We start from the raw sequence: 12,790 nt of genomic DNA, 5'->3' as shown, positions 1-12,790 counted from the left end.
TTGATCGTAAGGACAAGTACAGCCTGGCACCGGAATACAGACGTTCAGAAAGCACCCTTCGCGCCAACCGGCGAAAGCGGCCGGCTCAAACGTGACCCACCGCAACATCGTCATCCTGACCGGCGCGGGCATTTCGGCGGAGTCCGGCGTGCCGACCTTTCGCGCCTCGGACGGGCTGTGGATGGGCCATCGGATCGAGGATGTCGCCACGCCCGAGGCCTTTCACCGCGATCCGGCGACGGTCCACGAATTCTACAATGCCCGCCGACGTCAGCTGACCGAGGTCCAGCCCAATGCCGCGCACCGGGCGCTGGCGGAGCTCGCCGCGCGCTGGCCGGGGGCGCTGACACTCGTCACCCAGAATGTCGACGATCTGCACGCCCGCGCCCATGCGGAGGTGGAGCCCGCGTCCGGCTTTCGCCTGATCCCCATGCATGGCGAACTGCTGAAGGCCGCCTGCACCCGCACGGGGCGGATCAGTGACTGTCCCGGCGATCTGACGGTCGACAGCGCCTCGCCCCATCACCCCGAAGGTCGCCTGCGCCCGCACATCGTCTGGTTTGGCGAGATACCGCTGGAGATGGAGGTCATCCACGACGCCTTGCAGGCCTGCGACCTGTTCGTCGCCATCGGCACCTCGGGCGCCGTGTATCCGGCGGCCGGTTTCGTCGAGATCGCCCGCCACGCGGGCGCCCGCACGGTCGAGCTGAACCTCGAGCCGTCGCTGATTTCCGACCTCTTCGACGAGACGCATTTCGGCCCCGCAACCCGGGTGGTGCCGGAGTTCGTCAGATCGCTGTCAGGGTAGCTCGAAGCTCAGCACCATCTCTGATCCGGGCGAGAAGCGCGGGCTGCGGCTGATGACCAGCTGGGTGGAGCCGCTGCGCCAGACGGCTATGTCGGTGGTAGACTGTCCCTCGATGGATTGCACCAGCGGCTGCAGCCCCAGAGCCTGAACGAAGGGTTCGGCGGCCGGGGCCATGTTCGACGCCCCGCCCTCATAGACGCCGACGGAACACAGGCCGCGCCCGTAGCTGAGGTCCAGCGTCACCGTGCCATGATGACGGCGCGTCAGCCGCACATAGGCCCACGGCTGATCGGACTCGAGGTCCATCCCACTCTCGTCGGCAATGATCTCATAGCGCAGCTCCTCCGCCGCCCGGATGGCGGCCGCGACATCTCCGGTGCGGGCATAGGGCACGCAGATCTGACCCAGAACATCCTCGACAATCGCCGGCACATTCATCGACTGGGCCGAGGCGGGTGCCGCCATAGCCATCAGGCCGACGGTGGTCAGTCCGGAAAACAGCAGGGTTCGCATGGGCGTCTCTCCGGTTCACGGAGACTGTCCGCCCGTGGCGCAGGTGGCGCCAGTGATCAGTCCTGACGGTCGGCGTCGCGTTTCGCCGCCAGCTTGGCCAGGGCCCGTCCGCGACCCTTGGCCAGGGCATGGATCACGCCGCGAAAGGTCGCGACCTCCTGCGCGCTCAGACCCGCGCGGCCCAGCATGACGCGCAGGTTTCGGCTCATGGCCGGCTTCATCTCGGGGGGATGGAAAAAGCCCCCCGCCTCAAGCTCGGTCTCCAGATGACCGTACATGCCTTCCAGCTGCGCCTGCGATGCGGGCGGGGCCTCGTCGCGGAAGCGCGGCGGCGGGGCGTTCAGCACGCCGGTGCGCCACTCATAGGCATTGATCGCCACCGCTTGCGCTAGGTTCAGCGAGTGGTGCTTCGGGTCGATCGGAATGGTCACGATGCCCTGGGTCAGGGCGATGTCGGTCGTCTCGAGACCCGCGCGCTCGCCGCCGAACAGCAGGCCAATGCCCTGTCCCTGGGCGGCGGCATCATGCAGTCTCGCCGATCCCTCCCGCGGGGTCAGCACCGGCAGACGCAGCTCGCGATGGCGCGCCGTGGTGGCATAGACCAGCGTCAGATCGGCGACCGCCTCGGCCACGCTGTCGAAGACCTGCACCCCCTCCAGCACCCAGTCGGCGCCCGACGCCGTGGCCCACGCCCGGTCCTGCGGCCAGCCGTCGCGAGGCGAAACCAGCCGGAGCTTGTCGAGCCCGAAATTGGCCATCACCCGCGCGACCGCACCGATATTGTCGGCCAGCTGCGGCTTGTCGAGGATGACGACGGGCGGTGTCAGGGCGGGCGCGTCGTCCAAGGCTCAGTCCTGACCGATCATGGCCAGCCACGGGTCGGCGGTGCCGGCCTCGACCTCGGACACCTTGACGTTCGGCCAGCCGACCGACCGGGTTCCCGCCTCGCGCCAGGCCAGCACGATCAGGTCGCGCAGTTCCGAGGCCCCGGCGGCCAGACGCACCGTGGCAAAGTTCACGCCGCGCGGGTCGGCCTCGACGAAGCCCCCGGCCTTCTCCAGACGATAGAAGGGCACCACCTCGCCCAGCGAGACCAGCAGATAGTCGGCCATGCGGGCGCGTAGCTCAAAGCCATCCAGACGCGGCGCCATCATGGCCGCCTCGATGCCCTGCAGGTTGACGCGGTCGCGGACGAAATCACCCTCGAACATGCCATGCGTCCGGCGCGAGCGGGTGAAGTCTTCGGGGTTGTCCGTGTCGCGGTCCCAGCCGTTGTAGTGGATGGTCGTGTGCAGGGGCTGGGCGCCGTCACCAATGTAGTGCGACAGCATGCCGATATCGCGCAGGATCAGCGCCTCGCGCCGCAGCCGGTCCTCCCGGTACCAGGCCTGACGCGCCAGATCGGTCTCGCGGGCCTCTGCGGCGGCCAGGATGCGCCAGTAGGCAAAATCCTGAACCACCTGCTGCCAGGCGTCCATGATGGCATAGGGCAGATAGCCGGCGTCATTGACATTGATCCCGGCGGCCAGCAGCTGGGCGTCATACTCGGACTTGAGCTCCGGCAGCGCACGGATGTCCGGGCCGGCCTCCGTCATCACACGTCCGTCGGCGATCATGTCGACGAAGTGGGCCGTGTCCCGCTCGCGGTCGTGGGGCTGGCCTCCGCCCTTCCAGCGATCGGGCTCGCGCGACAGCTCGCCCACCTGGGCGGCGGCTTCCTGGGTGCGCAGGAAGGCCGGCAGCTCTTCGGGCAGGGCGCGCATGGCGGCCTGACCCACCATCCGGTGTCCACTGGCGCCCCAGGCCGCGACGTCCGCAGCGGGCAGGGCGATCAGGGTCAGGGCGACGGCGGCGGCAATCAGGCGTTTCATGGCAGGGCTCCGGCAACTGCGGGCGGGGTTAAATCCATGCGGCGATGGCGTCCAGCGGCTTCTTGTCCAGCGCGGCCAGCGGCACGGTGGCGTCGTCCGCCGGATGTCCCGCGACCAGCAACAGGAACGGCTTTTCCTCGGCGGGGCGACCGCAGATCTCGCTGAGGAAACTCATGGGCGCGGGCGTATGCGTCAGGGTCGCAAGGCCGGCCCGGTGAAGGGCCGCGATCAGCAGGCCGGTGGCGATGCCGACGCTCTCGGTGACGTAATAGTTCTTCTTGGCGTCGCCGGGGCGCGGCCCGCCGCGCTTCTGGGCAAAGATGGCGATCAGCACCGGCGCCACCTCCAGGAACCCCTTGTCCGGGTCGGTGCCCAGCGGCGCCAGCGCCTCCAGCCATTCCGGCGGCGCCTTGGTCTCGTAAAAGGCCTTCTCCTCGGCCTCGGCCGCCGCGCGAATGCGGGCGCGGGCCTCGGCGCTTTCGATGACGGAGAAGAACCAGGGCTGGTGATTGGCCCCCGACGGGGCGGAGCCTGCCGTCAGCAGCGCCTGTTCCACGACGGCGCGCGGCACGGGCCGGTCCGAGAACTCCCGCACGGTCCGCCGCCGGCCCATCTCGTCGCGAAACGCGGTGGCGCGCGCGACGGCTTCGGCATCCGACAGCGCCGCATAGCCGATCAGCGGCGTCGAGGGGTGATCCTTCATCGGGCGGCTCCACGGCAGTGAGCGCCCTTGATAGCCCGGCAGGGGCTCAGGGTTCCACCCGCACCGGGATGGCCAGGGTGCGCATCGGCTTTTCGGGCTCCCAGCCGGGGGCCTCGTTCAGCACCAGTTCGCCTTCGCCGGGTGCGGCAGCTCTCAGGTGGAAGACGAACCAGCTGGCCCCGCCGGTCTCGCCCCCGTCGCGCTGGGCGGTGGTGGTCGGTCCCGTCCCGGTTCCCAGCAGTTCCAACCCGTCGGGCAGGGCGGCGATCTGCCAGTCGAAATTCGAGCGCAGGGTCACCGCGAAGGTCTGGCCGGTTCTCACCGAAACCGGGCCGGTGGCCTCATCCACCACCAGCGCCACTCCCTCGGGCACCGGGGCGGGCAGGGGCCCGTCGGGCGAGGGCGTCACCCTGTCGCAGGCATAGACGGCCAGCACAGTGACGGCGACCACAGCCAGAAGTCCTAACCGCACGATCCGCATGAGTTTTCTCCCTCTTGGCCTCTACCCTGACGGCAACCGGTCCACAGGCCAACCCACAGGACCTGACCGACCATCGCTATCCCTGCCGTCTTCTTGTCCCATTCGGTGGGCACACCCCCGGCGCCGGTCGGGTTGAGGGCCGGTGATTCAGCGATCCGATCATGTTCAAGACCCTCGCCCTGGTGCTGGCCCTGGTGACCCCGTCGGTCACCTCATCCATCGATCCCGTTCCCTACGAAACGCTCGTTTCGGCCGAGGCCGAAGCGGCCGAGCACGGGTTCGCCGCCGATGTCTGGCTGGCCCTGAGCGAGGAACAGAAGGCCCTGGCTGTACGCCCGGCCGACTGGAACCTGTCGGCGCGCCTCTATCACGCAGGCGGGGGTGGAGCGACCGGCAACGACTCGCTGGGCTGCCGCCCGATCGCCATGCGCACCGTGGCCATCGACCCGCGCGTCGTGCCCCGGCGCACCCGTTTGTTCATCAAGGAAACGGTCGGTCTGGTGCTGGCCGACGGCACCATCCACGACGGCTACTGGTATGCCTCGGACACCGGCGGGGCCATCAAGGGCAACAAGATCGACCTCTACACCGGCCACGGCCGCGGATCGATGGCGCCGATCATGCCGCTGAACATGCGCAGCCTGACGGTGGTCCATGCCGGCACCTTCGACGGCTGCCCGCCCGCCTGGGACTGATCCTCAGAACCGGCGCTTGCCGGTGACGGTCTCGAAGAACATCCGCCAGTCGCCCATCAGGCTCCACAGCGGGTATTTGAAGGTCGCCGGCCGGTTCTTCTCGAAGAAGAAATGCCCGACCCAGGCAAAGCCATAGCCGACCAGCGGCATGGCCAGTAGCCACCAGGCGTTCCGTGTCGCGATCGCGGCAACCAGCACGACCAGCACCAGCGCCGATCCCACGATGTGGATGCGCCGGCATGTCCGGTTGGAATGCTCGTGGATGTAGTATGGATAGAAGGCCTCGAACGAGGCGAACCGTTCGTCAGGGGCGTGCGTGCTCATGGCCGAACACTGTCCCCCGACGCCCGGTAAGGCAAGACGTCAGATCAGCCCGCCCGCTTCTGAGGCTTGGGGCCCTTGCGGAAAGGCGGCTTTGACCGGGCCGGAGCGGGAGCACCCTCGGCGCGCGGCTTGGGTGCACCGCCCTTGAACGGCGCATTGCCCCGCAGCTTGCCATTGGTCTTGGGGCTGCCCTTGGCCTTCCACGGCTTGCGGTCCTCGGCCGGGGCGGCACCGGTGTCGGGCCGGAAGGCCGGCTTTTTGGCCTTCCAGGCGGGACGCGCGTCTTCGCCACCGACAGCTTCGCTCTCGGCGCGCGGCGCATAGGGCTTCTTGACGAAGGGCCGCTTGGGTCGGGCCTCATAGGCGCCGTCGGGGGCCTCCGAGGGGCTGACCGTGATCTCGGGCTTCCTGGCCGCGGCCAGCGTGCTCTGGAAGGCGTCCACCGCATCGCGCGCGATCTCGAAGCGCGTCTCATGGGCGAAGGTCCGGATCGAGCCGATCTGGCGCTTGGTGACCCCGCCCAGACGGCAGATCACCGGGATCAGCCATTTGGGATCGGCCGGACGGGGGGCAGAGTTCCGGCCCACATCGGCGCGGAACCACACCACTTCGTGCGGCTGCAGGCGTTCGGTCGGCCAGGCGGTGTCCGCGTCGCCGCGTTCCCGGCGCGCCGGACGCTCGCCCGGGTCGGTCAGTTCCTCGGGCGCCGGCATCTTGGCCCGCTGCAGGCGGATGAAGGCACAGGCGATCTCTTCCGGCGTGCGCTCGGCCATCAGCCGCTTCGCCAGGGCGAAATCCTCGTCCGTCACGGATTCATCGAAGATCGAGCCGGCGATCAGGCGCGCCTCGTCCTGCGCGCGGATGGCGTCGGCACCCGGCGCGGCATCCCAGCTGGCCTCGACCCCGGCCGAGGACAACAGCATTTCGGCCCGGCGGCGCTTCGGATTGGGCACCAGCAGAACGGACACGCCCTTCTTGCCGGCCCGGCCTGTCCGGCCCGACCGGTGCAGCAGGGTCGCCCGGTTGACCGGCAGTTCGGCATGGATGACCAGCCCCAGGTCGGGCAGGTCCAGCCCGCGCGCGGCCACGTCGGTGGCCACACAGACCCGCGCCTGACCGTCGCGCAGCGCCTGCAGGGCATCGGTGCGCTCCCGCTGACTCAGCTCGCCCGACAGGCCGACCGACTGGAATCCGCGTTCCCGCAGGGCCGCCTGCAGGTGCTTCACCGACTCGCGCGTCGAGCAGAACACCAGCGCGCCCGGCGCCTCGAAGAAGCGCAGCACATTGACCACGGCGTGTTCGATCTGGTTCGGCGCAATCCGCATGGCGCGGTATTCGATGTCGCCGTGCGGCTGGCTCTTGTTGGTCGTATCGATCCGTACCGCGTCGCGCTGATAGCGCTTGGCCATGAGGGCGATGTCGCGCGCGATGGTGGCCGAGAACAGCAGGGTCCGGCGCTCGGCCGGCGATTGGTCCAGAATGAACTCAAGGTCCTCGCGAAAGCCCATGTCGAGCATTTCGTCGGCCTCATCCAGCACCACCAGCTTCAGCTGGGACAGGTCCAGATTGCCGCGGTCGATGTGATCCTTCAGGCGGCCGGGCGTGCCTATGACGATATGGGTGCCCCAGCCCAGGGCGCGGGCTTCCTTTCGGGCGTCCATCCCGCCGACGCAGGTGCCCAGCTTGGCGTCCGTCCCGGCGTACAGCCAGGTCAGTTCGGTCGCGACCTGCAGAGCCAGTTCACGCGTCGGGGCGATCACCAGCGCCAGGGGCTTGTCCGCCTTGCCGAACCGTTCGGCCTCGCCGAGCAGGGTCGGGGCCGCCGCCAGGCCAAAGGCCACCGTCTTGCCCGAGCCGGTCTGGGCCGAGACCAGCAGGTCCGCCCCGGAATGGTCGCCCTCCAGCACGGCTTCCTGAACCGGGGTGGGTTCGGCATAGCCACGGTCGGCCAGGGCGCGATCAAGCGCGGGGTGGGTAGCGGGAAACGGCATCGAAGGTCCTGAACAGCAAGAGGGGTCGCCGAAACGACCGCGCCCGGCCAAGGCGTGAACCTCGGGCCGGGCGGTAAGGGAGGCCGCCTCTATACACGGATAAAGGCCATGGTGGGGCGGGTTTTGCGCGAGCCCCTTCCCCGCGTCCCCATTCCGGTGTCAGCTGGCCGCATACACCGCCCTCAAGTAGCGCGGCCCCGCGAGCCGAGCGACAGGGCAATCAAGGAGCCCCTCATGGCCTTTCTCGACATTACCGTCATCCCGGTCCCGACCGCCAACAAGGCCGCCTATCTGGAGCATTCGCGCCAGTCGACGGTCTTCTTCAAGGAGCAGGGTGCCCTGAAGGTGACCGAGTGCTGGGGCGAGGACGTGCCTGACGGCAAGGTCACCGACTTCAAGAAGGCCGTTCAGCTCAAGACCGATGAGACCGTCGCCGTCGGCTGGATCACCTGGCCCGACAAGGCGACGCGCGACACGGCATGGGAGGTCCTGATGCAGGACGAACGCATGATGAAGCTGGACATGCCGTTTGACGGCAAACGCATGATCTTTGCGGGCTTCGACGTCCTGATCGACGGCTAGGACGACCGGGGCACCAGACCGGAAGCCTCGTCCGGAGGGGCACTCCCGGGCGGGGCTTGCGCTTTCCCGAAGTCTCGCGCTCGACGGGCGAAGCAGAGACAGGCAGACTGGGGATGTGCGCGTCCCTCCCGTTATCCAGTCCCTCCGCGAAGGCACGGCCGTCGCGCATCAACGTCTCGACGAAGCCGTCGACCTCGAGGTCCGGGTGCGCCGGGCGGACGACCGCCTCGACCTGGTCCGGGCTTTTTACCGGTTTCATGCGGCGGCCGAGGCCGTCCTGCGGCGGTCACTGACGGGGGTCGACGGATATGATCCGGAGCGGGCCTCGCGCCTTCCCGTGCTCCGGTCCGACCTTCAGGCATTGGGGGCCGCCGAGCCCCCGGTAGACCTGATGCCCGATGGGTCAGACCGGGCCGGGGGCCTGGGGTGGCTCTATGTGGTCGAGGGCTCGGCTCTCGGGGGGCATGTCCTGTCCCGCCAGCTGTACGGCCAAGGTATCGATTTGACGGGGCTCGGGTTTTTGAGCTTTTATGGAGATGATGTCGGTGTTCGATGGCGTCAGGTGATGGCGATCATCGACCGCGAGGTCAGCACGCAACACGCCGATCCGGGACGCGTTGTCTCGGGTGCCCGGCACGCCTTCGACTTCGCCTTTTCCGTCCTTCGTTCCCCCGCTATTCCCCAGAACTCCCTGTATGATTGATGCCGCCAACCTGACCCTGACGGATTGCGATCGCGAGCCGATCCACATCCCCGGCGCCATCCAGCCGCACGGCCTTCTGTTCCGCCTCTCCGACTCCGGCGACGTCGTTCAGGGAGCCGGAGATATCGAGGCGCTGACCGGCGTTGACGACTGGCTGAACCGCCCGCTGGCCGACTTGATCGGGGCTGAACTCGCCCGCGCCGCGCGTCAGGTGGAGCCCGCCGTCTCGACCTTCGTCGGGCGGTGGCAGGACCAGGCCGGCGTTCCCCATGACGTCTCCGCCCTGCGTGGACCGCAGGGCCTGCTCGTTGAGCTGGAGCGGGCCTCGGACGAAGGCGTGATGTCGGTGGCCCGGATGGCGCAGCTGGATGAGGCGGCCGCCGCCTTCGAGCGCACCCGCACCCTCGATCAGCTGACGGACGAGGCCGCCCGCACCTTCCGCCGCCTGACCGGCTTTGACCGGGTCATGATCTACCGCTTCCTCGAGGATGACTCGGGCTGCGTGGTGGCCGAGGCCCATGCCGAGGGCATGGCGTCCTTCCTCAATCAGCATTTCCCGGCCGGGGACATCCCGCGACAGGCCCGCGCCCTCTATGTGCAGAATCCGGTGCGGATCATCCCCGACGCCGGCTATACGCCCCGCCCCCTCCGTCCGGCGGAGGGCGATCATCCGCTGGACCTCAGCGAATGCGTGCTGCGCAGTGTCTCGCCCGTCCACCTGCAGTATCTGCGGAACATGGGCGTCGGGGCCTCGGCCTCCATCTCGATCGTGATCGACGGCCGCCTGTGGGGTCTGGTCGCCTGCCATCACAACACCCCGCGCCTGATGGACCGCGAGACGCGCGCCGTCGCCGCCGTTCTCGCCCGCAACCTCGCTCGCCAGATCCAGGGGCGGATGGAGGCGACCGCCTATCGAGAGCGGGTCGAACAGCGCCTGATGGAAGAGCGCCTGATCGCCGACCTGCCCCTCGACCGGACGTTGATGGATGGCCTTGCTGCCGAGCTTCCCAGCCTGATGCGGCTGGTCGGCGCGACCGGCTTCGCGGTCGTCGGCGAACGCGATATCCACCAGACCGGCCTGACCCCCGATACACGGGCTCTGGCCGACATGGCCGACTGGCTGCGCGCCCGTCCCCACGGCCGGCTGGTGGTCAGTCGCTGCCTTGAAAAGCTGACGCCTCTGGGCAAGCCGTGGGTCCGCGAGGCCAGCGGCCTGGTCGGAGCGGTCGTGGGCGGGGCCGAACCGGTCTGCCTGCTCTGGTTCCGCGCCGAACATGTCGAGACGGTCCGCTGGGCCGGCGACCCTCACGCGGGGGTGCGCAACGGCTCGCCGTCGGCCCTGACCCCGCGCGCCTCGTTCGATGCCTGGGCGGAGACCGTCCAGGGCCAGTCGCGGCCCTGGACCCCGGCCGAGGTCGAATCTGCCCAGCGCTTCCGCGACGCCCTTGTGGAGTTCAGCGAAATCCGTGCGCTGCGGCGTCGCAACAGCAGTCTCGCGGCCGAGGTGGCGGATCGCGACCATCGACTGGTGCGTCAGGACTTCCTGCTGCGCGAGGTCAATCACCGGGTGCAGAACAGCCTTCAGCTGATCTCCAGCTTCCTCGGCCTGCAGGTACGCGAGCATGGCGGAGGGCCGGGCGCTCCGGCGCTTGAGGAAGCGCGCCGGCGGGTAAAGGCGGTGTCGCTGGTGCACAGCCGCCTCTACCGGTCCGAGACGGTCGAGACGGTCGATCTGGCCCGCTATCTGTCGGAGCTCATCGACGACCTCGGCGAGGCCTCAGGCCCGGAGTGGGGCGACCACATCCGCCACGACCTTGCACCGCTGGCCATCGAGCCGGAGCGCGCGGTGACCGTCGGTCTGATCTTCACCGAACTGGTCATCAACGCCCAGAAGTACGCCTATTCCGGCGAGCCCGGGCCGATCTCGGTGACGCTGGAGCCGCTGGACTCGCGGCTCAGCCTGCGCGTCGCCGATCAGGGCAAGGGTGAGCACACCAAGGGCAAGGGCTTCGGCTCGCGCATGGTCGAGTCCATGGCCCAGCAGCTGGGCGGCAGCATGTCCTACAGCCGGGGCAAGACCGGCCTCACGGCCGACCTCATCATCCCAGCGCGCCTCGACAGCAACGAATAAGCCGGGAGGCCCCGCAGGGCCGCTCCGTCCCTAGCTGTCGAGGAACGACCGCAGCTTCCGCGACCGGCTGGGGTGCTTCAGCTTGCGCAGCGCCTTGGCCTCGATCTGGCGGATCCGTTCGCGGGTCACGCTGAACTGCTGGCCGACCTCTTCAAGGGTGTGGTCGGTATTCATGCCGATGCCGAAGCGCATGCGCAGCACCCGCTCCTCACGCGGCGTCAGCGAGGCCAGCACGCGCGTGGTGGTTTCCCGCAGGTTCGACTGGATGGCCGCATCGATCGGCAGGACGGCGTTCTTGTCCTCGATGAAGTCGCCGAGGTGCGAGTCTTCCTCGTCGCCGATCGGGGTTTCGAGCGAGATCGGCTCCTTGGCGATCTTCAGGACCTTGCGCACCTTCTCCAGCGGCATGGCCAGCTTCTCGGCCAGCTCTTCCGGGGTCGGCTCGCGGCCGATCTCGTGCAGCATCTGACGGCTGGTGCGAACGATCTTGTTGATCGTCTCGATCATGTGCACCGGGATACGGATGGTGCGCGCCTGGTCGGCGATCGAGCGGGTGATCGCCTGCCGGATCCACCAGGTAGCGTAGGTCGAGAACTTGTAGCCGCGGCGATACTCGAACTTGTCGACCGCCTTCATCAGGCCGATGTTGCCCTCCTGGATCAGGTCCAGGAACTGCAGACCGCGGTTGGTGTATTTCTTGGCAATCGAGATCACCAGGCGGAGGTTGGCCTCGACCATCTCCTTCTTGGCCTGACGGGCCTCGCGCTCGCCCTTCTGCACCTTCTGGACGATGCGGCGATAGTCGTCGATCGGCAGGCCGGCTTCCGAGGCCACGGCGGCGACGTCAGCGCGGATCTGGCCGATCTGGGCGGATTCGTTCTCGCTGAACTTGGTCCAGCGCACCCCCAGCTCCTTGACCCGCTCGCCCCACTCGGGGTCGAGCTCCGAGCCGAAATAGGCCTTCAGGAATTCGGGGCGCGAGATGCCATAGCTGTCGGCCAGGCGCAGCAGGCGGCCTTCCAGCGACATCAGACGCTTGTTAATCGCATACAGCTGGTCGACCAGCGCCTCGATGCGATTGTTGTTCAGCTTCATGGACTTGAGGCGATCCGAGATCGCCACCGACAGGCTCTCATAGGCCTTCTGGTCCTTGGCCGAGAGGGTTTCGCCCTTCAGACGGGCCTCGACCAGCTTGTCCTGCAGCCGGCGGAAGGCGCCGAAGTCGTTGGCGACCTCGTCCAGCACTTCCATGACGCCGTCGCGCAGTTCGGCCTCGAGCGCCGAGATCGACATCCCGCCGCCGTCGTCGAAATCGTCCTCGTCTTCCTCTTCCTCGGCTTCCTTCTCCGCTTCCTCGGCAGTGCGCGGAGGCTTGGGCTGGCCGGGAATCGGCTGGGGCGGCTGGTTGTGCGGCAGGCTGGCGGGGTTCAGCACCCCATAGGTGGCGTCGAGGTCGATGACCTCGCGCAGCAGGATCCGGTTGTTCAGCAGTTCGTCGCGCCACACCATGATGGCCTCGAACGTCAGGGCGCTCTCGCACAGGCCCGAGATCATGGCGTCGCGACCGGCCTCGATCCGCTTGGCGATGGCGATCTCGCCCTCGCGGCTCAGCAGTTCGACCGAGCCCATCTCGCGCAGATACATGCGCACCGGGTCGTCGGTGCGGTCATAGGTCGGCTTGGCGTCGGTTTCGGAGACCGAGGTCTCGGCCTTTTCGGCCACCTCGGTGCCCTGGGCGGCCTCGCCGTCCTCTTCGGCCTCGACGACGTTGACGCCCATCTCGGACAGCATGGCCAGGGTGTCCTCGATCTGGTCGGGGGTCACCTCTTCGGACGGCAGGACCTTGTTCAGGTCCTCCATCGTCACATAGCCACGGGTCTTGGCCTGCTTGATGAATTTCTTGACGCCGGCATCGGTCAGATCGAGCAGGGGACCGTCGTTCGAGGTTTCGTTCTCCTGGGTGTCCGTCTGCGCGCTCATCCCGTTAT

At 68.2% G+C, this 12,790-nt stretch carries 13 protein-coding genes; 5 read left to right on the top strand and 8 right to left on the bottom strand.

Annotated elements, in window-relative coordinates; all coding sequences use genetic code 11:
- Nucleotides 1-91: 91 nt before the first annotated feature.
- The gene (locus J7346_RS02090) at nucleotides 92-808 is read left to right on the top strand and encodes an NAD-dependent deacylase (RefSeq protein WP_209117240.1); all 717 of its coding nucleotides are present in this window, start codon (nucleotides 92-94) and stop codon (nucleotides 806-808) included.
- Here J7346_RS02090 and J7346_RS02085 read toward each other — a convergent pair.
- From J7346_RS02085 to J7346_RS02065, 5 genes are read right to left on the bottom strand one after another with little or no spacing between them, the layout of a single operon-like run.
- Nucleotides 800-1,321, bottom strand: a complete 522-nt coding sequence (locus J7346_RS02085) for a hypothetical protein (protein ID WP_209117238.1) — start codon at nucleotides 1,319-1,321, stop codon at nucleotides 800-802. The two genes, J7346_RS02090 and J7346_RS02085, sit on opposite strands and share 9 nt — an antisense overlap.
- 56 nt (nucleotides 1,322-1,377) lie before the next feature.
- Nucleotides 1,378-2,166, bottom strand: coding sequence for an RNA methyltransferase (locus tag J7346_RS02080; protein ID WP_209117236.1), 789 nt, complete (start codon nucleotides 2,164-2,166; stop codon nucleotides 1,378-1,380).
- Nucleotides 2,167-2,169: 3 nt separating this feature from the next.
- Nucleotides 2,170-3,192 carry a S1/P1 Nuclease gene (locus J7346_RS02075; RefSeq protein WP_209117234.1) on the bottom strand — a complete coding sequence of 341 codons (1,023 nt, stop codon included), beginning with the start codon at nucleotides 3,190-3,192 and terminating at the stop codon, nucleotides 2,170-2,172.
- 28 nt (nucleotides 3,193-3,220) lie between these two features.
- Nucleotides 3,221-3,895 carry a nitroreductase family protein gene (locus J7346_RS02070; RefSeq protein ID WP_209117232.1) on the bottom strand — a complete coding sequence of 225 codons (675 nt, stop codon included), beginning with the start codon at nucleotides 3,893-3,895 and terminating at the stop codon, nucleotides 3,221-3,223.
- A gap of 46 nt (nucleotides 3,896-3,941) precedes the next feature.
- Nucleotides 3,942-4,376 carry a protease inhibitor I42 family protein gene (locus J7346_RS02065; protein WP_209117231.1) on the bottom strand — a complete coding sequence of 145 codons (435 nt, stop codon included), beginning with the start codon at nucleotides 4,374-4,376 and terminating at the stop codon, nucleotides 3,942-3,944.
- Nucleotides 4,377-4,537: 161 nt separating this feature from the next.
- Here J7346_RS02065 and J7346_RS02060 point away from each other — a divergent pair, with 161 nt between their 5' ends.
- Complete coding sequence (locus tag J7346_RS02060; RefSeq protein WP_209117229.1) at nucleotides 4,538-5,071, top strand: 3D domain-containing protein; 534 nt, start codon at nucleotides 4,538-4,540, stop codon at nucleotides 5,069-5,071.
- A 3-nt stretch (nucleotides 5,072-5,074) separates the two neighbouring features.
- Here the strand turns inward: J7346_RS02060 and J7346_RS02055 are convergent, their stop codons facing one another.
- Entirely contained in the window at nucleotides 5,075-5,395 is a 321-nt protein-coding gene (locus tag J7346_RS02055; protein ID WP_209117227.1) for an Mpo1-like protein, read from the bottom strand.
- Between the two features lie 44 nt (nucleotides 5,396-5,439).
- Nucleotides 5,440-7,386, bottom strand: coding sequence for a DEAD/DEAH box helicase (locus J7346_RS02050; RefSeq protein WP_209117225.1), 1,947 nt, complete (start codon nucleotides 7,384-7,386; stop codon nucleotides 5,440-5,442).
- 234 nt (nucleotides 7,387-7,620) lie between these two features.
- On the opposite strand from J7346_RS02050, the gene J7346_RS02045 reads away from it, so the two are divergent.
- The 3 genes from J7346_RS02045 (at nucleotide 7,621) to J7346_RS02035 (ending at nucleotide 10,802) form a co-directional block, all read left to right on the top strand.
- Nucleotides 7,621-7,968 carry a DUF1428 domain-containing protein gene (locus J7346_RS02045; protein WP_209117223.1) on the top strand — a complete coding sequence of 116 codons (348 nt, stop codon included), beginning with the start codon at nucleotides 7,621-7,623 and terminating at the stop codon, nucleotides 7,966-7,968.
- Between the two features lie 115 nt (nucleotides 7,969-8,083).
- A complete protein-coding gene (locus tag J7346_RS02040; RefSeq protein ID WP_209117221.1) occupies nucleotides 8,084-8,671 on the top strand; it encodes a biliverdin-producing heme oxygenase in 588 nt (195 codons plus the stop codon).
- Nucleotides 8,664-10,802: a histidine kinase dimerization/phosphoacceptor domain -containing protein gene (locus J7346_RS02035; RefSeq protein WP_209117219.1), complete on the top strand. Its 2,139-nt coding sequence runs from the start codon at nucleotides 8,664-8,666 to the stop codon at nucleotides 10,800-10,802. Before J7346_RS02040 ends, J7346_RS02035 begins: the two co-directional genes overlap by 8 nt.
- Nucleotides 10,803-10,832: 30 nt before the next feature.
- On the opposite strand, the gene rpoD is transcribed toward J7346_RS02035, so the two are convergent.
- A complete protein-coding gene (gene rpoD / locus J7346_RS02030) occupies nucleotides 10,833-12,782 on the bottom strand; it encodes an RNA polymerase sigma factor RpoD (RefSeq protein ID WP_209117217.1) in 1,950 nt (649 codons plus the stop codon).
- Nucleotides 12,783-12,790 lie beyond the last annotated feature (8 nt).

Source organism: Brevundimonas sp. A19_0 (assembly GCF_017744255.1).
GTDB lineage: Bacteria > Pseudomonadota > Alphaproteobacteria > Caulobacterales > Caulobacteraceae > Brevundimonas.
The sequence above is the reverse complement of the archived record's forward strand: the minus strand, read 5'-3'. Positions and strand labels throughout refer to the sequence as shown.